The organism is Chitinophaga sp. 01L420 (assembly GCF_056399985.1).
Genome location: NZ_JBFTSK010000044.1, coordinates 36,255 through 59,557, shown reverse-complemented (window position 1 = coordinate 59,557; position 23,303 = coordinate 36,255). Strand labels below are relative to the sequence as shown.

At 45.5% G+C, this 23,303-nt stretch carries 14 protein-coding genes; all 14 read left to right on the top strand.

Going from position 1 to position 23,303, the window contains the following annotated elements; genetic code table 11:
- Positions 1-74: 74 nt before the first annotated feature.
- The 14 genes from AC1DP6_RS29435 (at position 75) to AC1DP6_RS29370 (ending at position 23,299) form a co-directional block, all read left to right on the top strand.
- Positions 75-821: a hypothetical protein gene (locus AC1DP6_RS29435; RefSeq protein ID WP_477058088.1), complete on the top strand. Its 747-nt coding sequence runs from the start codon at positions 75-77 to the stop codon at positions 819-821.
- Positions 808-1,191, top strand: coding sequence for a hypothetical protein (locus AC1DP6_RS29430; RefSeq protein ID WP_477058087.1), 384 nt, complete (start codon positions 808-810; stop codon positions 1,189-1,191). Before AC1DP6_RS29435 ends, AC1DP6_RS29430 begins: the two co-directional genes overlap by 14 nt.
- Before the next feature lie 202 nt (positions 1,192-1,393).
- Positions 1,394-1,948 carry a sigma-70 family RNA polymerase sigma factor gene (locus AC1DP6_RS29425; RefSeq protein ID WP_477027490.1) on the top strand — a complete coding sequence of 185 codons (555 nt, stop codon included), beginning with the start codon at positions 1,394-1,396 and terminating at the stop codon, positions 1,946-1,948.
- Between the two features lie 99 nt (positions 1,949-2,047).
- A complete protein-coding gene (locus AC1DP6_RS29420; protein WP_477058086.1) occupies positions 2,048-3,199 on the top strand; it encodes a FecR family protein in 1,152 nt (383 codons plus the stop codon).
- A gap of 402 nt (positions 3,200-3,601) precedes the next feature.
- Entirely contained in the window at positions 3,602-7,033 is a 3,432-nt protein-coding gene (locus AC1DP6_RS29415) for a TonB-dependent receptor (RefSeq protein WP_477058085.1), read from the top strand.
- A gap of 18 nt (positions 7,034-7,051) precedes the next feature.
- Positions 7,052-8,473 carry a RagB/SusD family nutrient uptake outer membrane protein gene (locus AC1DP6_RS29410; RefSeq protein WP_477058084.1) on the top strand — a complete coding sequence of 474 codons (1,422 nt, stop codon included), beginning with the start codon at positions 7,052-7,054 and terminating at the stop codon, positions 8,471-8,473.
- A 21-nt stretch (positions 8,474-8,494) separates the two neighbouring features.
- Positions 8,495-9,580 (top strand): redoxin domain-containing protein, encoded by a 1,086-nt coding sequence (locus tag AC1DP6_RS29405; RefSeq protein WP_477058083.1) that lies wholly within the window; start codon positions 8,495-8,497, stop codon positions 9,578-9,580.
- A 17-nt stretch (positions 9,581-9,597) separates the two neighbouring features.
- Complete coding sequence (locus tag AC1DP6_RS29400) at positions 9,598-10,707, top strand: redoxin domain-containing protein (protein WP_477058082.1); 1,110 nt, start codon at positions 9,598-9,600, stop codon at positions 10,705-10,707.
- Positions 10,708-10,732: 25 nt separating this feature from the next.
- A complete protein-coding gene (locus AC1DP6_RS29395) occupies positions 10,733-11,941 on the top strand; it encodes a redoxin domain-containing protein (protein ID WP_477058081.1) in 1,209 nt (402 codons plus the stop codon).
- A gap of 224 nt (positions 11,942-12,165) precedes the next feature.
- Positions 12,166-18,672: an FG-GAP-like repeat-containing protein gene (locus tag AC1DP6_RS29390; protein WP_477058080.1), complete on the top strand. Its 6,507-nt coding sequence runs from the start codon at positions 12,166-12,168 to the stop codon at positions 18,670-18,672.
- Positions 18,673-18,846: 174 nt separating this feature from the next.
- Positions 18,847-19,695 (top strand): hypothetical protein, encoded by an 849-nt coding sequence (locus tag AC1DP6_RS29385; RefSeq protein WP_477058079.1) that lies wholly within the window; start codon positions 18,847-18,849, stop codon positions 19,693-19,695.
- Positions 19,696-19,790: 95 nt separating this feature from the next.
- Complete coding sequence (locus AC1DP6_RS29380; protein WP_477058078.1) at positions 19,791-20,480, top strand: response regulator transcription factor; 690 nt, start codon at positions 19,791-19,793, stop codon at positions 20,478-20,480.
- Positions 20,477-21,796, top strand: a complete 1,320-nt coding sequence (locus tag AC1DP6_RS29375; RefSeq protein ID WP_477058077.1) for a sensor histidine kinase — start codon at positions 20,477-20,479, stop codon at positions 21,794-21,796. Before AC1DP6_RS29380 ends, AC1DP6_RS29375 begins: the two co-directional genes overlap by 4 nt.
- A gap of 120 nt (positions 21,797-21,916) precedes the next feature.
- Positions 21,917-23,299: a TolC family protein gene (locus AC1DP6_RS29370; protein WP_477058076.1), complete on the top strand. Its 1,383-nt coding sequence runs from the start codon at positions 21,917-21,919 to the stop codon at positions 23,297-23,299.
- Positions 23,300-23,303: the final 4 nt, after the last annotated feature.

The following is a 23,303-nucleotide window of genomic DNA, read 5'->3' as shown; positions in this document are numbered from 1 at the left end:
GTTCTGCTATTCCTTTGATGTCTGTGTTGCTTTCTGGAAACTTCTTTGTAATTTGAATTTATAAGATAGGTTGTATGATTATTCATCCATATTCTCATGACATTACAGCATCAGAAATTGAAGACATAAAATCTCTTGGATTTGAAATAAAAGGAGATATTATCAGCTGTGAAGATTTTGTAAATAGATATTTTCATAATTGCGATCTTCTAAAGTTACTCCGTGAATTGAATGATATTTTAATCCCTCTTTGTAATACCAAAATATTCAAATCAGTAACTCTTAGTAATACTTATCCTCCCAAAATTGAGATTAATATTCAGTCTGAGGACTGCGGAGATGATGAAAGAGGCCTTGCATTATCAAGAGTTTTTACTTGGGAGAATAATGAATTGATAGTAAAACATGAATTCTTCGTTTTGCCCAAATCAGCTCGTAATAAGGGTATTTCAAAACAAGTTTATCGCTCGTGTATACAGCAATATGTTAATATGGGGATACAAAAGATCAGAATCTTTGCCGGGTTACAGGAGGGAGGGTATATTTGGGCGAAAACCTTCTTTGTAGCTGCTCATCGGGAAGAGATGGCTTTTATTCTGAATGTTTCTAGGACTAAATTAACCCAAAGACAATTTCAGGCAATAGAACGAATATATAATAATTACTATACTAAAAACCCTGATGGAAATGCATTTCCTATAAAAAAATGGGCTGAATTACCATTTATGGAGAGTATTCTGAAAGGTAGTCAGTGGAATGGAGTTATAGACTTGACAAATCGAGAACAATTCACTAATTTCACTAAGTATGTTTCCGGATAAATCAATATTAACAGAATCCTCTTATGTGGCGGAGGAGTTGTTACAGACTGCGAACCTTTCTGAATTAGATAGGAAATGTCTTGTAATTATCCAAACTGTGCAGGATGGAGATTTTAGTATCTCAGAAGCATTAGAGCTTTATGGTGTATCTAAGACAGACTTTGATCATTTTCTGGCTAAATCCATGGTTGAGCAATTGCAATCATTTTTTTCTCAGGATCAATCTCAAAAATTCAGAACCTTGAGCTTACTTGAGATTTTCCAGGAGATGTATAAAACGTTTTTCTCCTCTATCGATAGTAATTCAGATGAAGTAATACATCACATAGAAAATTTGTCACAACATATTTATGATGATAAAGGAATTTAGATTTTCACTTGGATCAGAATGAAATATTCGGTTTGTGACTTATCTTTTCATGTAATAACCCTCGCGGCATTCAGCTCCGGGGGCTTTTTATTAGCGGGGTCTTGTTTCTATTTGTACGAAACCTTAGCTTTACGTTAATATGTAATCTTTTAAATTATCAACCATTCATTTTTTGCCGGCCATAAAAGTATTACAGTAAGAGATGATGACCGATTACGCCAATTATGGGGATGACGCGCTGGTTCAGATGATGAGCAATGATGACCACCACGCCTTTACAGAAATCTACAACAGGTATTGGAAACGCCTGTATGTACTGGCTTATGATCGTTTGCGCTCACGGGAACTGGCGGAAGATGTGGTGCAGGATGTGCTCACGGGCCTGTGGCAGCGCAGAGGGCAAACCATTATCAGATCTTTACCTGCCTACCTGGCTACGGCCAACCGGTATGCAGTCTTCACCCAATTATCTAAACTCATCCCTGTTACCGCCATGGAAGCGGTACCGGAAGCCGTTCAGGCCGTAACAGACGATACTGCCGAATTACATTTTCTGCAACAATCCATGCAGGAACAACTGCAACAGCTACCTGAAAAATGCCGGATCGTATTTGACTATAGCCGTAATATAGGCCTGAGCAATAAAGAAATTGCCGCAGAACTCAATATCTCCGAGAAAGCGGTAGAAAAGCATATCACCAAAGCCCTGCAGCGACTGCGCCTGCAATTCCGGAACTATTTTCACGCCCTGTTTTAATAAAAAAAGCCCCCCTCAAAAATATTTTTTCTCCGGAGGTAGGGTAGCGACCTTATTTGAAGACTTATCTATGTAGCACCCTGTAAATGATTAACACGGATGGAAATTAAAGAACTGGCCTTACTATCACAAAAGTACCTTGCCGGAGCGGCCAGTGATGAGGAGAAGGACCGTTTACTGCAATGGTACAATGCATATGATGAACAGTCGTTGACGGTTCATTTAACAGCGGAGGAAGCCGAAACGGAGGCGATGATGGAGCTGCGGATGCGCAGGCGACTGCAAGCCGCTACGCTCCCTGAAACGCATCAGAAAGTGGTGCCAATGCGCCGCTTCAACTGGAAAATAGCTGCCGCAGTAGTATTACTGCTGTCAGCGGGTGGTGGCTTTTACTGGTTTCAATCCGAAAAAAAAGCCCCATTGGTACAAAATGCAGTGCCGATTATGCATGGCGGGGAAAAAGCGACTCTTACCCTGGCAGATGGCACTGTGGTGAACCTGGACAGTGCCGGCACAGGTGTATTGTCGGTGCAGGGGAATAGTAAAGTAGAGAAAACAACACACGGACAAATCGTTTATAAGCACAACGATGCCACATCAACGGTGGTTGCTTATAACGTACTCCGGACGCCCCGCGGTGGACAATATAAAATTACGTTGCCGGATGGCACGGAGGTATGGTTGAACGCAAGTTCTTCTATCAGCTATCCAACCGCATTTACCGGCAAAGAGAGAAATGTGACAATCACCGGGGAAGTATATTTTGAAGTGGCTACAGACGCACAACGTCCTTTTACGGTAAAAGTAAATCAGATGGAAGTATTGGTGCTGGGCACACATTTTAATATCAATGCCTACGCTGATGAAAAAACCATCAATACCACGTTACTGGAAGGGGCGGTACTGGTAAGGTCAGGCGGGGATGAGGGGAAACTATTGCTCCCCGGACGTCAGGCCAGGGTCAACGCCTCGGGTGATAAAATACAGGACGTGCGCAGGGTAGATGCCAGCAGCGCCATCGCCTGGAAGAACGGGTATTTTTCTTTTGATGAAGCAGATATCCCTACCGTGATGCGACAATTATCACGATGGTATAATATAGAAGTCAGGTATAATGATAAAGTGCCGGAAGGAACCTTTACCGGGGAAATAGGTAGAAGTCTTACCCAGGAGCAGCTGTTGAAAGTATTGTCTCAGGCAAGAATAAACTTTAAAGTGGAAGAGGGAAGAAAAATTATCATTTATCCATAAATTAAATCAATAACCAACCATAGCTGATACCACCAACGTCAGCAAACCAACCATTGTGCAGGGCCTTCACCAACGCCCGCACAGATAGCTATCCGTAATATCATGTTATGAAGTAATGAGGTCCACCGGACGCGGAGGTCTTATGTTCATCCATAAAAAAAACCTGGTGTCAAGATTGGCGTCCGCACCAGGTTTTTGATCAATGGTTAACCTTTTTTAGGAAAGCTTTTCATTGCCTGCAAAGGCAGATGAGAAACATTTGTCAACCAAAAACCAATCTAAGGTATGAAAATTAATGTTGTTCGCAACCGGCATGGGTATGCCATGTCATTGGTTGGTTCACTTGTTCAAGGAAGGTCCCCTCAACCAGGGACTAATTATGTAACCAAAATCTGGCGAGTAATGAGAATGACCGCAGTTTTATTAACGGTGCTGGCTTTACACGTTTGTGCCAGCGGAGTTTCACAAACGGTCACTGTTTCCTGCAAGGATATGCCGCTACAGCAGGTATTCAGTGTGATTAAACAGCAAACCGGTTACGTCTTTTTTTACCGGAGCAAAGATTTGTCAGATGTGAGCCCGGTCTCGGCAGAGATCAGGGAAGTACCACTGAAGGTAGCATTAGGAAAACTGTTACAGGGCAAACCACTGAGTTTCGATGTGGAAGGAAATACGATTGTTATTTCCAGGAAAACAACCACTACACCGGAACGTAACAGCAATGATGAAGCGGCGCCGCCGGAGGAGATCCGCGGTAAAATAGTGGATACAAAAGGGCATCCGCTGCCGGGTGTAACGGTGCGGGTAAAAGGGAGCAATATTGCTACTATCACCGATCAGGCAGGCTTCTTTTTACTCCGCAATGCGGGCGCCCGTCCTGTATTAATCATCACCTGTGTAGGCTTTGAATCCCAGAACGTCAGCACCGGCGGTAAGCTCTCCATAGAAGTGGAGCTCACGGCGAAAGTCGATGACCTGAACCAATACGTGGTAGTAGGTTACGGCAGCACCAAAAGAAAGGACCTTACCGGCTCGGTAGCCTCCGTGAACGTAGACGAGGTAAAGAATGTACCTTTTACCAGCATCGACCAGGCACTCTCCGGTAAAGCGGCAGGCGTACAGGTAACCCAGTCGGATGGCTCTCCGGGCGGTGTAGCTAAGATCCGTATCCGGGGCGGTACCTCTCTGCTGGGCGGCAACGACCCACTCTACATCATCGATGGCGTACAGGTAACCATACAGAACAGGTATATACAGAACCAGGCAGAAGTGGTGAATCCGATAGAAAGGGCCGGTAGCGATGATCCCAACAATGGGGTAAGTGGCTCTTTCTCCAGGGGACTGAATAGCCTGGCAGGTTTGAATATCAACGATATTGAAAGTATCGATATCCTGAAAGATGCCTCCGCTACTGCGATCTACGGATCCAAAGCGGCCAACGGCGTTATCATCATCACCACCAAAAAAGGAAAACTGAATCAGAAACCAGTGCTGGAAGCCAATTATTATGCAGGGGTGAGTACGCCGATTAAAGAAAAGCTGCTCAATGCTACTGACTATATCTCGCTGTTAAAGGAAGCCGCTAAAAATCTGAACGATGCAAGAGCCGCTGCAGGCGATCCTGCCAGCACCAAAGCCAACAATATCCTGAATAATCCGGCCAGTCTGGGTTCGGCCAACACCGACTGGTTAGGCCTGGTGTTACGCAATGCCAGCTCACAAAATGCAGATATCTCTGTTCGCGGTGGTGGCTCAGGCTCCCGTTACTATACTTCTCTGGCCTATAACAAACAGAATGGGGTGGTGCTGGGAACTGATTTCTCCCGTATCTCTGGTAAGATCAGTCTGGATAATGAAATCACGAGCCGCTTCCGTGTTATCACCAACCTCGATTACGGATTCACTAAAAATAATATCACCAACGGTGTTTATCCCGCCGCATTTTTTGCCCCGCCTACTTTGCCGGCACGCAATCCGGACGGTTCTTACTACCGCTTCCTGGGCTCGCAGATAGGTGGCTATGATTACCAGGGTAATCAAAATCCCATGATCCTGCTGGATGGGATCAACGAAGGAAAAACATCTTCCCTCCTGGGATCCCTGTCTGGTGATTATGATGTGCTGAAAGACCTCAAATTCAGGTCCACCATCTCTGTAAACTATAACAATTATCATCAGTTGAATTATGTTCCCAGTAGCGCTGTTATCGCTTCTCCAAGTGGGGTAGACGATTCCAATGGTGGTACCGCTGCACAGGCGCAAACCGAGGACGTGAACCTGTTTTTTGAAAATACCCTCACCTGGGATAAACAGTTTAATGAAAACAACCGGCTGAATTTACTGGGTGGTACTTCCTGGCAGAAATACCGCTACAATTCCTTTTCCGCCAGTGGGCAGGGCTTTCCTGATGATAAATATCTCAACAACCTCTCCTCCGCCGCTATTACTTTACCGGGATCAGGTACTTCTGGTCAGAACTCCCTGTTGAGCTTTTATATGCGTGCCAATTACGCACTGAAGGAAAGATACCTGCTCACTTTTACCGGCCGTTCGGATGCATCTTCTAAATTCCCATCCAGTAACCGGGTAGGTTATTTCCCTTCCGGTGGTGCGGCATGGCGTATTTCTGAAGAGCCGTTTATGAAAAAGGTAACCTGGGTAAATGAACTGAAACTGAGGGTCAGCGCGGGTTACACCGGTACGCAAAACTTTGGTGATAATCTTTACTACACTTTATATACGCCCGGCTCCTATGGTGGTGTAAATGCATTGATACCTACTCAGTTGGGTAATGATAAAATCAAGTGGGAATCTACCCTGCAGAAAGATCTGGGGCTGGACTTTGAAATGTTTGGTTCCCGTTTGCGTGGCGTGTTCGGATATTATGAGAAAAATACCACGGGTTTATTAATGGCTACACAGCTGGCTCCCAGCTCCTCGTACAATAACGTGATCTCCAATTTTGCCACCATCAACAATAAAGGATTGGAACTGGATCTGCGGATGGATTTTATTAAACATAAAAAATTCCAATGGACAGGTGCAATCAATGTTTCCGGTAACAGGAGCAAGGTAACAGATATCAACGATGACTTTACCAATGCAGGGACGGTTGACTCCTATATCCAGGGTAATACCATCGTAAGAAAGGGAGAGCCACTGGGTCTTTTCTACGGGCATAAAATGAAAGGAATCATCCAGAACGAAAAAGAACTGGAAGCATATAAAAAAGAATTTAGGTTAGCGCAGTACGTCGCTCCCTACCTGGGTATCGGCGATCCGATGTATGAAATAGAGGATGACGGCTTCTTCAAAAGTGATGTTATCGGCAACTCCCAGCCTACATTTTTTGGTGGATTTACCAACACATTTACTTTTAAAAATTTCAGTCTGATCACGTTGCTGACTTTCTCCCAGGGAGGACAATTGCTATACCTGACAGATATTCAGAATAAATATTTCGATAGCTATGCTAACAGAGGTGTAAAGATCAAAGAACGCTGGACGCCGGAGCATCCGAGCAATGACCGCCCACGACTGATATTGGGAGAAAATGCTACAGGTCCTTCCAGCAAGGATATCTACGATGGTTCCTATATCAAATTAAAATCCATTACACTTACTTATCAGCTTCCGGCGAAAGTAGCTTCCTCACTGCATATCAGGGAGGCATCCATGTATGCCTCTGCCACCAACCTGTTTACGATCAGCAAATATCCGGGTCCCGATCCGGAGGTAAGTAACAACCCTTACAGTCTGATCAACGGCAGCAGCGATGTAAGCACTTTCCCCACAACGAAGCAATATAATATCGGTCTTCGTTTCGGATTTTAAAACAACAAAAAAGATTTTATGAAAAGGATCATATATGTAATGCTTGGTGCGGTATTGATAGCAGGTGTGGCCTGCAAAAAGGAGTTGGGAAAACTGCCTGAAAATGCCAAAGTGGATGGTAATACCATCCTGGACCAACGCACGTCTGAAATAGCATTGAATGGTGTTTACTATCGCTTTGCAAATGTGCAGGCGGAAAATAATGTGACCAGCTGGATGGAGCATGAAGTCCCACCCGCAGTATTTGCCGGGTATATGGGATACGGATATGGAGCAGACGGTGCTGAAATTAACAACTACAATAATTCCTTTTTTTCTGACGTATACTGGACAACTTCTTATCAGTTAATCAATGCCGCCAATGGGGTGATCAAAGGCGTTACGGCATTGGATGATAAGGGATTTACCGGCGACCGTAAAAAACAAATCCTCGCAGAAGCACGATTCCTGCGTGCTTATGGGCATTTTAAATTATTGAGCTACTTCGGACAATGGTTTGATCTGAATAGTCCCTTCGGCGCTTTGCTCCGGGATGAATTTGTAACAGTGGGAGAGATAGCCAAAGCACGTAGTTCCGTGAAAGACAGTTATGTTTCCATTCTCTCGGATCTCGATGATGCCATTGCTAATGCACCGGCACAAAGTCAGGCGATTTACGCTACCCGCTGGGCCGCAATGGCACTGAAAATGCGGGTGCTGATGAGCCATGGTCAGCCGGCAGATTATCCGGTGATTACAGCATTGGCCGACAGTATCATGCTGAACAGTAAATATACCCTGGAGCCACAAATGAAGGATCTCTTTTATGTGAAAGGATTAACCAGCCCGGAAGTAATATTGGGTATAAAGTCACAGCAAAATCAGGAGAGCTATTACTATGTACTCAGCAAGCAATACTGGCCAGGTGCATCTTCTCTGTATGTAGCTAAAAAAGCATTGAAAGACCTGCTGGCAAATGACCCACGCGGCGCCTGGATGATAGGCTCCGCCAACCGCTATGCGGATGGTACCTACTACTTCCTGAAGTATATTCAGGAGGGAAATAAACCTACGGCACTGACAGAAACCGCCTATGCCATTCGTTTATCAGAGGTATACCTGCTGAAAGCGGAAGCCATCGTACGTGCCGGCGGTAGCTTAGCCGCTGCCCGCGATATCCTCAAAAATATTATGGGTCATGCCGGCGTAACCAACTTTGCGGCAGTAGACAATGCCGTTAGCGTAAACGATGTATTAAAGCAATTGTATCTCGAAACTTCCAGGAACCTGGTAGGAGAAGACGGACAGGAATGGATGGCCTTACTACGACTTCCGTCTGCACTGATCCAGGAACTGCGGCCTACGGCTAACGATAAGGTCAAATATATTCTGCCGATTCCGCACCAGGAATTCCTGAACAACCCGGCTATCGGACCACAAAATCCAGGTTACCAAAAATAATTAACACCTTAAAAATTCAGTATGAAGATCCACACAAAAACCATGTTTGCCGCACTGCTGCTCACGGCTGGCTGCAGTCAGCCCAAGGCGCCCACCGCCAGCATTACGGCTGCGATAACGGGTCTGAAAGACTCCGTTGTGTACATTTCCATACCGGTCGGTGATTCTGCTAAAACAGATACCGTTCCGGTGAAAGATGGGAAGTTCGCCTGGAGCGGTGCCATAGCGGAACCGCAAAAGATTTATATCGGCACAGCCTCCCGCTACCTGGAACTGTTCATGGAAAATACCGCCGTACAGATAAGTGGAAATATAGATTCCATCAGCCATTTACAGATCACCGGTTCCGCTTCCCAGGATGCTTATAAAGCATACGAAAATTCCATCGCAGATATTTCTGCACAGGAAGATACCCTCTATTCAAAATATGATGAAGTAAAAGGGAATGATACCGCGGAAGCCGCACTGGAAGCAAAGATCGAAGCCCTGCGCTTGCAAAGAAGAGCAAGATCCAAAGCATATATCAAAGCACATCCCGAAAGCGTGGTGAGTGTAGATCTGGTGTCAGATATGGCGATCATGGGTGAATACGCACCGGTAGACAGTGTCTTCCAATTGCTGTCGCCTGCTGCCCAACAAACAGCCGTTGGCAAAAGGCTGGCTGCCCGCTTAGCCATCCTGAAAAAGAGCGCTATTGGCCAGCCTATGATAGATTTTACCCAGGGAGATGTAGATGGTAAGCCTGTGCGTTTATCCGATTTTAAAGGCAAATATGTGCTGCTCGATTTCTGGGCTAGCTGGTGCGGCCCTTGTCGCGCAGAAAATCCGAATGTGCTGAAAGCATACAATAAATTCAAAGACAAAAATTTCACCGTCCTCGGCGTATCACTCGATGACAAAGCAGACAAATGGAAAGAAGCCATCGCTAAAGACGGCATGCCATGGATGCAGGTATCCGATCTGAAAGGCTTCCGTAATGAGGTGGCGCAACAATACGGGATCCAGGCAATTCCCTGTTCTTTCCTCATAGATCCGCAGGGAATTATTATCGCGAAAGAACTAAGAGGCGCCAAACTGCATACACAACTCGCTGAAATATTAAAATAGAAAACCCACAAACAGGTATGAAAAAAACAATCGCACTGCTGGCCGGGGTACTCACTACCGCCGCAGCACAGGCACAACAGAATACCACCATTACCGCCACTATCAAAAACCTGCCGGCAGGTGAATGGGTGTACTGGCGCTCACAGGGCGATGATGACCGCCGCGACTCCGTGCAAACCACCGCCGGCGGCTTCACCATCAAAACAAATATCAATAAGGGGGAAGCCGATTTCTATATGATCCGGATCGGGAAATCTTATGACGACTATAACGTGATCCTCTATTACCTGGATAAAGGTAACATCACCATTAAAGGCGATGGCCCCATGTTAAAAGACGCCGTGCTTGCCGGGCCGCAATTCATAAAAGACAACAACGAATACATCGCCATGCTGAAACAGGCGCCCGGTTTAAAAGGACAGGCAGACCTCTACAAACAGGCCAATAAATTATACGCGGAAAAAGATTCTGCAGGTCTTGCTGCGTTGGAGCCGGAAATGAAACGAATGCGCGAGGAAAACGAAAACCTCACCAAACAATGGGTGCTTCAACATCCTCAATCCGGGATCAGCGCATCCTTGTTATCGCAACTGAACGACCTGCCACTCGATGAAAAAGAACGCATCTTCAATAAACTGTCGGCCACCGCAAAAGAAAACGGCCCGGCGAAACGACTGGCCCACAGTATCCGCGTAAATAAGCTCACGGGCATCGGTAGTATGGCGCTCGATTTTACCCAGAATGATACCCTCGGGAAACCCGTTTCCCTGAAGGATTTCCGCGGAAAATATGTACTGGTTGATTTCTGGGCCAGCTGGTGTCATCCATGCAGGGACGAAAACCCGAATGTAGTGGCAGCGTTTAATAAATACAACAGTAAGAATTTCACGGTGCTCAGCGTATCGCTCGATCAGCCCAACGGCAAAGAAAAGTGGCTCAACGCTATCCACCAGGATGGCCTCACCTGGACACACGTGTCAGACTTGAAATTCTGGAACAATGCCATTGCCAAACAGTATGATATCCAAAGCATCCCCAGCAATCTGCTGATTGATCCATCCGGAAAGATCATCGCAAAAGATCTGCATGGCGATGAGCTCGAAAAAAAGCTGGCAGAAGTTTTATAATCATCTTACTAAAAAAAATAATTGTATGAAATATATGCTCATCGCCCTTCCCTTCATTGCTTTACAGTTGGGAGCCCAGGCACAAACAAAAGCGCCATTTACGCTTACGGGAGATATTAAAGGTTTGCCCAACCGCTACGTTTATCTCAGCTATGCGGAGGGCGCAGATAAATACCGGACAGATAGTACATTGTCTAAGAACGGAAAATTTTCCTTCCATGGGCAACTGGTGCAACCCGTAGAAGGCAGGATGTACCTGGATCCTAAAGCAGCGATGTATGGAGAAGGAGATATGGCTGCGTTTTTTATGGAGGCAGCTACCATGCAATTGAAATCTGCCACCGGTCATTTAAAAGAAGCAAAACTTACCGGCTCCAAATCACAGGTGGACCAGGATAAACTCACCGCTGCCAGGGCACCGATACAGAAAAAGCTACAGCCTCTGTCCGATGCATTTAATAAGCTGAACAAGGAATACATTGCCGCGATGAAGGGAAAGAAGCCCGAAGCTACACTGGAATCCTATAAAACAAAGCTCGATAAGATAAAAGGTCAGATGGAGCCCTACTACGATGAAATGGAAAAAGTAGATAAGGCCTTCATAGAGCAGTATCCTGATTCTTATGTATCAGCTCAGTTGCTCCGTTACCGTGTAAGTAACATGCCTTTACAGGAAGGAGAAGCTTTCTATGCGAAGATGTCACCGGCCATGCAGCAAAGCCGTGACGGTCTCGAAATTAAAAAGGAACTGGACGGATTACGTGCAGGCTCTCCTGGTAGTCCCGCGCACGAATTTACCAAAACTGATATCGAGGGTAAAACCCTTAACCTGGCGGACTTTAAAGGCAAATACGTGATGCTGGATTTCTGGGCCAGCTGGTGTGGTCCCTGCCGCAAAGGCAATCCCCACCTCAAAGAGCTGTATGGTAAATACAGCGCCAAAGGCTTTGAAATCATCGGCGTATCTGATGATGATTCCAATAACGAAGCCTGGAAAAAGGCCGTGAACCAGGATGGTATTGGTATCTGGCGGCATGTACTCCGTGGCCTCGACTGGAGCAAGCGGGAAAAGAATCTGCCCAATCCGGAAGATGTAAGTGATTATTATGGCATTCATTCACTGCCTACCAAAATACTGATCGATCCGCAAGGCATGATCATTGGCCGCTATGGCGGTGGTGGTGAGGATGATGAAGCGATGAATAAGAAGTTGAAAGAGATTTTCGGTTCGTAAGGACTGGAAATAATGGATCGGTGTCCCCGCGGCTTTTGCTGCGGGGATTTTTTTTGCCATCAGATCACCAGGAGAATACCCGTAAAACGTTGCCTGTATTATATTTATCATGATAGTGATTTTCAAATGATTGCTAACTCTTTACTATCTTTACGCAAAGAATTACCCGGTAAACATCGGCATTCCTATAGAATGCCGGTGCTGCCTATACCTAAATTAGTACAATGTCTGTAGCCTTACCAGCGCGCTCCCTAAGCCGCTTTACCCATTCCCTTATACCGGGACTTTTTTCTGCTATCTTAACTTTTATTTTATTGCTGTTATTGGCTCCTGGTGTTTCAGGTCAGCTACGGCAGGTATATCAGGATAATAATGCCGGTCAGGAAATTGTCCGGATTTGTTTTTATACCCCTGCAGAAGGTTATGTAGCATTTACTAACAGTATTGGATATACGACAGATACCGGCCATACTTTCATCTCGAAAAGTATCACTACTCAAAATGTGGATTTTTCCGGATATGAGGTAAATATTACGTTTGGATTTGGTGTAGCGGGAGTAAAAGCATTTGATAAAGATCGGTTGATTGTATATGGGGATTATGGATTTGTTCCGGCCATATTGTATTCGGCAGATGGCGGTAATCATTTCAAACTGGTTTATCATTCCCAGTTTAACCCTTTCGAAATACATACCGGAATCAAGGATGTCAGGTTTTCAGGAAATAGTGGAACCGGTTTCGCTGTGGATGCAGACAGGATACTGACCACCGCTGATTATGGGCAGTCATGGACAGTTACGCATACGGCAGCTAATACATATATGAGTAATATCGAAATGACTGATAATTCACATGTATGGATTAATAGCACTAACAATAAGAACACGCCGTTGCTAAAGACAGTCAACGGAAAAGATTTTACCGTTGTAAATACACCTGTCGGGCAGATCCGGGCTACTTCGTTTATCAGTGAAAATGTGGGCTGGATAGTGGTTGCCAACGAGGGGGCTGAACACCTTTACTACACCGCTAACGGCGGTAGCACCTGGTTGGAAAAGGCAAATCTGAGGGCGAAAAAGAACGGCTTCAGTAAAGTGAAATTTATCAGTGAGAAAGTAGGCTACGGTTTATCAGAATCTTTTGTTGTCTATAAAACTACGGATGGCGGCAGTAGCTGGGAACGGCTGCAGCGTATACCGGCATTTACCTGGCAGGGATACACTTTCAATGATATCCAGTGTATGGGGCAGGAGCTGCTATGGGTCGGGGGAGGACACGGTCACCTGGAATTTAGCAACAATGCAGGAGGTCCTGTGATACCGGATGCCAGTTTTTCGATAGATACTACTGGCGCATTAATGACTAATGTTGTTAAACTTGTAAATGCAAGCAAACCCGGTTATCAGTACCGCTGGCTACTTAATGGCACCCTGCTGAGCAACAATTATCACACGACCTATAACCATGATCCTTCCAGGTTAACAGATACCATCAGTCTGGTTGTTACCAACCAATCGTTATCAGATACCTTTACCCTTTACCAGGAATACTATCCGCCGGTTATTGTGAATTGGTTTGCTCCGGATTCAGCCGCCGCTGGTGAGACGATCAAAATTGCCGGCAAGAATTTTTACAATGTGATAAACGTTGTGCTGGGCGGAAGGCTAACGGCATTCACCGTGCAATCTGCTGATACCATACTGGCGCAGGTCGGCGGCGGAGCAAGCGGTAAAGTGGAAGTACTTACCCCGATGGGATATGGGTATAAAAATGGGTTTACGTATTTACCCCCACCGGTAATCAATAATTTTGTTCCTGTCAGCGCTTTATCAGGAGACACTATTACCATCAATGGCATGAACCTGGGCAATACCCAGTCAATTATATTCGGCGGACTCTCTGCAGCATCCTTTAAGGTCATATCGGATAGGCAGGTGCGTGCTGTGCTGGGCGTTGGTTCTACCGGTGACATCACATTGAAAACGCGTGGAGGCACAGTGAAAGCCGGCGGTTTTAAGGCAATGCCATCTGTTAAAACAGCGGCGCCTTTATCCGGAACGGTAGGAACCCATATTGAGATAACAGGTACCTGTCTGGCAGATGTTACCAGTATTTTTATTGGCAACATACCCGTGAAATCTTTTATCATTCATTCACCCGTGAGTGTAACCGCTATCGTTCCCTTGAATGCCAGCGGTCCTGTTACCGTTAAAACGGTAGCCGGGCAACTGACAGTAGGCAGTTTTATCTATTATCAGCCGCCGGCAGTTACCGGTTTTAAGCCGCTGACGGCAGCGGTGGGTGAGACCATTACCATTGAGGGTGCTAATTTTAGTACGGTGGCTGCAGACAATATTGTATACTTTGGTACAGTGCGTGCGCAGGTAATTACAGCCACTGCGGTTAAGTTAACCGTGCGTGTGCCGGCTGGCGCAGCATATGCCCCCATTTCTGTCACCCGTAATTATCTGTCGGCCTGGTCGGTAGACAAATTCATGCTTACTTTTCCGGATGGAGGCAGTATCAACAACAGATCTTTTGCCCCGGCTATAAAATACCAAATGGAAGGTGCCATCAAGGCAACACTCGCAGATATAGATGGTGATGGTAAACCTGATTTGATGACTCCCGCGCAAAGTATGATCTTTGCCACCAGAAGAAATATCAGTACCCCTGGAAATATACAATTCGCCGATCAGAAAACCGATACCACCTATTATTCGTTTCTGCATAAAATATATACACAGGATATGGATGGAGATGGAAGGCTTGACCTGATCATACTCGGTAACCAGCGTGAGGGGGAAATCAACGTTATCCTCAATACTTCCGTACCAGGACAAATCAGTTATGGAGAGAGAAAAATATATCCTGGTTTCCTGACGGGGGTGACTGATATGAATGGAGATGGAAGACCAGATATTGTTTGCACCATTGGTGATAAAATATTTATCTATAAAAATTACAGTACAGCAGGTAATATTTTAATGGAAGAACCTGTAAATACAGGTGTTAACGGAAATGGCACAGATGTCAACGTCGGATCCAGCAATTTTGATCATACGTTGGACATGAATAGTGATGGAAAACCAGATCTGATACAATTTAGTAGTGGCGATCAGTCTGTCCGGGTAATAGAAAATACCAGCACTATTGAAAATATTGCACTTGGAGAGACGATAGAGATACCTGCTATTTCTCCATACGATGTGGCGATAGGAGATGTAGATGGTGATGGAAAACCTGATGTGATAAACCCGAATGTGGTCGTCAACTCCTACCAGATTTATCGGAATACCTCCAGCGGTGGAAAAATGACTTTTACCAAGGCATTGTATAAATTGTTGGAAGGCCCGAGCGCTGTTGCACTCAACGATCTGGATGGTGATGGCCGGCCAGACCTGGTAGTGAATCATTCCATTGAAAACCTGACTGCCGGCAAAACAGAAGTGTTTAAGAATATAAGTACGCCGGGAAATATCTCTTTCGGGCGGTCTATTACTTTCTATGGTAAAAGAATGCAACAGGAGGGAATTACCCTGATTGATGTAGATGGTGACGGCAAAAATGACATGGTGGTTTCTGATCCGTTTGCGGGGGAAATGTTTATTTACAGAAATCAGGTAACGGCAGGTCCCTACATTGCGTCCTTTACCCCCACTATTGGTGTGGAAGGAACGGAGATGGCGATAAAGGGGAATCTCTTTACTGGTGCTTCCAGTGTAACTGTAGGCGGTAAGCCGGTAGCAGCTATTAAAAGCGTTACTGATACGCTGATCACCGTAGTATTAGGGAAAACCGCCTCCGGTGAAGTAACAGTTACTACGCCACGGGGGGCAGATACACTTGGGGGCTTTAATTTTGGATATCCACCTGTCATCACAGGCATTTCCCCGGTAACCGGCGCCGTGGGCAGCACCGTGACTATTACAGGCAAAAACTTCGGTAATAGTGTAACCGAAAATACCGTGAGTTTTGGTGGAATAGCGGCAGAAATAATATCGGCCTCTGGTAACACCATTACCGCAAAAGTACCGGCAGGCGCCATTTATAAGCCACTGTCAGTAACTACCGGCGGCCGCATTGCCTATTCTGCCGAAATATTTACAATTACTTTTCCCGGTAAGAAAGGTGACTTTGATGAGGCTTCTTTTGGTAAAAAACAGATACTGAAGGGAGGAGCAGGAGAAGGAGATATTGCAGACATCGATGGTGATGGAAAACCGGACCTGGTGTCAGGGTATATATACCGGAACACCAGCAGCCCCGGAAGCATCAGTTTCGTCCAGGGAGAAAAACGCTGGGGCAACAAACAGGTTGTTGGCGATTTTAACGGAGATGGTAAGCCGGATATGATCGCATATATAGGTAGCCAGATGGCTTATGTATACCGGAACACCAGCAGCAGGGGTAACATTAGCTTTGAACTGGCAGATAGCTTCCCCACACCTGAAAACCCCAAAATGGTGGTGAATGATTATGACGGTGATGGCAAAGCAGATATTGCGTTGGCTATTTACGATAACGGTGTGATGGTGCTACCCAATGTCAGCGATGGCGCTCATATCCGCTTTGGAGAGAAGGTCTCGTTATCCCGCTACGGATACCTGATGAATATAGCCACAGGTGATTTTAACAACGATGGAAAGCCGGATATTATGGCTAACCACCTGTTACTTAATAACAGCGTACCTGGACACTTTGTTTTCGAAACTGTGCCGGTAGCAGATCATCAGATGGCAGCAGGCTTTACAGCCGGAGATCTCAATGCAGATGGCCTGAAAGATTTTGTAGTCAGTAGTTATGATAATTCCCGGTTAAGTATTTATATCAATAACAGCACCGCCGGCAAGCCAGGATTTTTGCCTGTGCAGGAAGTGGCATCCGGTTCCAGTATGTATTATACTTCCATGGGGGATATCGATGGCGATGGACTCACAGACATCGCCGGAATGGAAAGCTCCACCGGTATCATTCCCCTGAACAGGAATAGCACTACCGGAGGAAAGTTTGCTATGGACGCTCCTTTTAAGCTTGAAACCGGTAGCTCGCCAGCCTTTGTTGTCATCATCAATGATCTTGATGGAGATCATCAACCTGATCTGGTAACATTCCCGGGAGGCGATCAGGGGATCGCTATATTCAGAAATCAGATCGGTTCGGCAACTACCGTTGTCATTTGCGAAAATACAGATACAACACTTCATGCTAAGGTTGCAGGATCAACATATGCCTGGCAGGTAAATACCGGCAATGGTTTTACCGATGTACCAAATACGGCGGTCTATAGCGGGAAGTCAACTGCGACACTGTCACTTAAAACAGTACCGGTAAGTTTCAATGGCTACATTTATCGTTGTTTGGTGGATGGCCATGCAGAAAATGAAATAGTACTTACCGTAAATGCTAACCACAAGCCAAGCGTGTATGTTGCCGCCTTGCAGGACGATATTTGTCCGGGAACCGCTTTTACGCTCACGGCGAGCCCGTTTAACGGCGGTGATCACCCTGCCTATGTATGGAAAGTGGATAACAAAATTACTAACGTTACCGGACCTACGTTTGCGTCTGATACCTTTACCGTATCTCACCAGGTAAATGTGTTGATGACGAGCAACATGACCTGCGCTTTCCCTGTCAGCGATACGGCAATAGCAGTTACCGTGAAAGTATCAGAGGTAGTAAAGTCCTTCATCAGCCTCCAGGCATCTACTGAAATGATCTGCAATAAAGGGAAGGTGATTTTTGCAATAAAATCATCCGGCATTCCATTGGAACATTTTTTAGAATGGCGATTGAACGGGCAAACCATTTTTATCAATGATGATTATTCTATAGACAAACTCGCCGTAGGAGACCAGGTGAGTGTGATAATGCACACCTTAGGGAAGCGCTGCCAGCCTTATCATTCAGATACCAGTAATATCATTACGATGAAGGCCGCGGGCACCATAAAAGCGGATGGCACATTAAAAGGTCCTGCTACCGCCTGCGAAGGCAGCATCGTTCCGTTGAAGTTTAACAGTACCAGTGCGGAGAATGGAAGCATGGTGAAAGTATGGATGCAAAATAGTAATAACAGGGTAACGCAGGTGGGGGCCGGAACCTGGATGGGAGACGCCCTTGATTTCTCAATTCCTGCAACAGCAGGCGGGAGTGGCTCCGTGTATTTTTATTGCACTGTAACGCCTCCGAGTCTCAGTTGTATGTTATCCGGTAATTCTGATACTATTACCGTATCCTATCAGCAGCCTGATAAGCCGGTGGTGGAAAACAAAACGACCTTCCTGCTTGTTTCCGGGCAGACAGGCTTGTCTTACAGCTGGGAAATCCTGTTGCCCGATGGGTCCTGGGTAACAGCAGGTGCCAGTGGAACCAGCTACACTCCTGTAATTGATGGCAAATATCGTGTAGTCGTTACTGCCGGAAATTGCACGGCTATTTCAGATCCGGTCGATTACCATCTACCTGTAACCAACGTTGGTAACATGCCTGCTATCTTCCCCAATCCGGTGACGACAGAACTGGTACTCACTAATCTTAAAGCCGAAGACAACTGGGAAACACTGGATATTCTGAGTATCAGTGGTAGCGCAGGAAAGCAGACGATCGATGTAAGCGGAAAAAATAAGGTAACGGTTAATATTCAATCGTTGCAATCCGGTTATTACATGGCGGTGCTGAAAAGTAATACCAGGCAGCCTTATACTTTGAGGTTTATCAAAATGTAGCAGCACAACAAATAAATAACGGGTCATTATTTAAAAGCAGCCATTTCACAGTTTGTTGAAATGGCTGCTTTATTAATTGTTTCATGGATGCCGTTTCCGTATTTTTTAACACTAATGAAATCTGCTGTTACCTGTTTTATGCTTAAATTACTTTGGTACATATAACCTCAGATTATGACCCCCGAAGATTATCAATGGCATGTAAACCTGGTAAAGCAGCGATATGCTGCTTATAACCTGTCTTATGAGCAGGCAGAACAAGTGTATCGTTATGAAGAGGATAAAAGTGCTCACTCGGAGGAACACTTTTTTTCTGCCTGGGAAGAACTGGATTTTGAACTGGCAACGTTTAAAGAATTACTGCAAGGTGAGGCGCTGGCACTTTTCCTGAGTCAACATCAGGGGCAGGTACAGGAAATAGAAAAGCAGATGAGAGAAGCCGATAATGGCGAGTGGCAGTTGAAAAATCTGGAATATGTAAGCGAAGTTTCAAAATACTACAAAGAGGTATTTGTTCCCTCACTATGGAAAAATGAGCATGTCAGGACTTTTCAGACTTTTATGTTCAAGGACAATGATAAGATTACTTATCTTAAAGCGCAATACCAGAAATATCTGGGAGCTACCCGGAAAGGAATTCTTGTGAGTTGCTTCCGGCATAATAGGACACTGCGGCCAAATGAATTAAAACAGTCACTGCTGGCACATAGTAATGCAGCTATATGGCCCGATTATCATAGGTTTTATCGTAAAGCAGATGTACCAACGAAAAGTATGGGAGATTTTTTTTATAAAAAAGAAGTCTACCAACAGGAGCGTATGCATGAATTTATTAAACGGAGTATGGAAGAAAGTAAGCTTTTTTTTAAGGAACTTGCCAAACAGTACTTCGGAGATCCACGTGGTTGGCACGTGATATCATCCAATCTTTCGGAGGAAGAAGAAATAAGGAACTTTCGCATGAACATATTATTATTGGATCCACCGGCGAATCCATTCGATGATCCACTACCGGAACCTTAACAGCCCGGGATTGTTAACTCATTTGTAGCTCCCCCTTCCCCAAACTTCAAAATTGCTATAAATTTACATGCCACCTTACACCCAGGTATGTTTTTATGAAAGTATTGATTGTAGAAGATAACAAGGAACTAGCCAGCGGTATCTCGGATTACCTCAACGGTGAAAAGTACATCTGTGAGCTGGCTTATACCTTTGAAACAGCGAGGGAAAAGCTGACGTTATTCACGTACGACTGTATCCTGTTGGATATTATGCTCCCGGACGGCAACGGCCTGGAACTGCTTAAATATATCCGCCAGGAGAACATTAACTGTGGCATCCTGATCATTTCGGCCAAAGATGCGCTGGACGACAAGGTCAACGGGCTGGAGGGCGGGGCGGACGATTATGTGACCAAACCTTTCCACCTGCCGGAGCTGCATGCCCGGCTCAGGGCTATTTACCGCCGTAAAAAGCTGGAAGGCATCAACAATAACCTCGTCACTTTCAATGAAATAGTACTCAATACTGATACGGTGGAAGCCACCGTCAATGATATCCTGCTGGACGTTACCCGCAAGGAATTTGACTTGTTGTTGTATTTTGTGGTAAATAAAAACCGCGTACTTTCGAAGCAGTCAATTGCCGCCCACCTCTGGGGGGATTATACCGATAATCTGGCTAATTTTGACTTCGTTTACCAGCATGTAAAAAACCTGAGGAAGAAGATCAGTGCGGTAGAAGGGACAGATTACATTGAAACGGTATATGGCTTAGGCTATAAGTTTAATACATCCAAAACATGAAGCTACTCAACAAAATAACGCTCTGGTTCATCGGTATCGTGTTCCTGGTAACGCCCATTACCATGGTCATCTCCCGGAACAATATCAAAAAACACCTGGATCAGGCGGAAGTAGAGCGCATGAAAGAAGTCAACGACCGGGTGGCACAGCAACTCCGGGCGGGAGAGAAGCCCGACCACTACACCCATGGCAGACCCATTGAAATCAGCCTGCTGCCAGGCGCCCTGCCCGAAGAAAAGGTGATCGTAACAAAGGATAACTATGTGGCGGAAGACCTGGGGCACAAAGAATGTCGCATTACGGTGAACTCCTATTACGAAATAGGGGCACAGCACTATAAAATATCTTCTTTCAACTATGTAATCAAGTCAGAAGAAATCTTCAGAGGCATGCTGGGCACGGTAGTATGGAAAATGCTGTTGATGATTGCGGCAGTATCTATCACCGCCAGGTTTCTTTCCAGGAAGATCTTTTCTTCTTTGCGCCGTACCATGAAAGCCATTCACAGCTTCGATCTGAAGCAGAAAAATAAATTGCAGTTGCCACAAACCAGCACCACTGAATTCAAAGAACTCAACGCATTCCTCACCAAAATGACAGACAAGGCCATGGAAGATTATGCAGCAGTGAAAGAGTTCAGTGAAAATGCGTCGCATGAACTGCAAACACCGCTGGCTGTCATCCGCAGTAAAATAGAACTGTTGTCGGAAACAAATATTGATAGCATACAAGCCGCGCTGATAGGGGATATGCAGAATGCTATTGAAAAGCTCTCTCATATTAACCGCTCATTGATCCTGCTGACCAAACTGGAAAATCAGGAGTTCAAAGCAACCGAAAGTCTGAAGTTTTGCCGCGTAACCAAAGATGTGATGGCCACTTATGAAGACTGGATCATTATGCGGGAAATCAGGCTCACCACTAACCTGGATAAGAATGTACCGCTCAACATTCACCCGGCCCTGGCAGAAATGCTGATCAACAACCTGTTGAGCAATGCAATCCGGCATAACCGCGATGGTGGCCAGATCGATATAACACTCACACACCGCGAATTCTGTATCAGCAATACGGGACTACCTCCACAGAGTCCTACCTGTGAACTGTTTCAACGGTTTAAGAAAAGTAATCAGAGCAATGATAGTATTGGCCTGGGTTTGGCTATCGTAAAACAGATCTGTGAAGTAAATGGTTATGCCATAGATTATACCTATGCAGAGGGGTGGCACAACATCCATGTATACTTTTTTAAAGAGGATCAGCCAATTGTGATGAACGGCGAAGCCTTGACTACAGCGGATATGCTGACAGATTAGCCACATCTCTCCCAAAAAAAATCACAATTTTGAATTTCCTTCAAAGTTACTTCAAAATGATGGAGTCATTTTGCGTATGAATATCCTTCAGGGTATTTCAACCGTAAAATCTATTTATTCATGTGGAGTAAGAAATATTTGCTGTTGGCTGTTGTAGCGGTGTTTGCCGGCTATCATGTAAAGGCCCAACAGATCTTTACCCTTAAACAGGCCATTGATACAGCCATAGCCAACTATGGAACTATCAAAGCCAAGGCCAGCTATACGGCTGCTTCCCGGGAGCAGGTATCCCAGGCACGCCGCGATTATCTGCCCAATTTTAACGTGGCAGCTCAACAGGACTATGGTACCGTCAACGGGCAAAACGGGCCGTTATACGGCTTCGGAGGCTTAAGCGTGGCCTCCTCCGGATTACCGCTCGATCATCAGAACTGGAACGCCTCCTTTGGCTCATTATACCTTACTAATATCAACTGGGATTTCTTTGCCTTCGGAAGAGCAAAGGAAAAGGTGAAAACAGCATTAGCGGCCGCTACACAGAACGATAAAGACTGGCAACAAGAGATTTTTAAGCACAAAATTAAAGTAGCGGCCACTTATTTAAACCTCGTAGCTGCGCAACAGCTCACCCGCTCCTACCAGGAAAACCTGCAGCGTGCAGACACCATCCGCAGAGTAGTAGTGACCCGCGTAAAGAATGGACTCATTGCCGGCGTGGACTCCTCACAGGCAAACGCAGAATACTCCAGCGCTAAAATCGCGCTGACAAAAGCGATAGATTTTGAGCAGGAACAAAGTAATCAGCTGGCGCAACTCATGGGCGTGGCACCGCAATCCTTTGTGGTGGATACGTCTTATATGACCCGCATCCCAACACTTCCCAACCAAACCTTTAACCCGGAAAATCATCCGCTGCTGCAATGGTATAAAAGCCGTATCGCACTAAGTGATGAGCAGACAAAATACGCCAAAACCCTTTATTACCCGGCATTTACGCTGGTAGGCGTATTGCAGACAAGGGGCTCCGGTTTTGGTTACGGCTATGCGGCAGACCAGAGTGATTTCACCCATAACTACTGGGATGGGGTGAAGCCTACCCGCACCAACTACCTCCTGGGTGTGGGCGTTACCTGGAATATCACACAGCCTTTCCGTATCTCCCGGCAGGTAAGGTCACAAAAGCTGATCAGCCAGGGATTACAATATGAATACGACCTCGCCGGTCAGCAGATCAGGGCGCAACTGAGTCTTTCCGATACCAAAATAAAGAATGCACTGGATAATTACCTCGAAGTGCCGGTACAGGTGAAAGCCGCTTCAGACGCGTATGTACAGAAGTCAGTACTCTATAAAAACGGATTGACAAACCTGGTAGATGTAACCCAGGCGCTGTATGCACTGATCAGAGCAGAAACAGACAGAGATATTGCTTATAGCAATGTATGGCAGGCTTTATTGCTGAAAGCTGCAGCAGTAGGAGATTTTAGCATATTTGAGAACTAGCTTT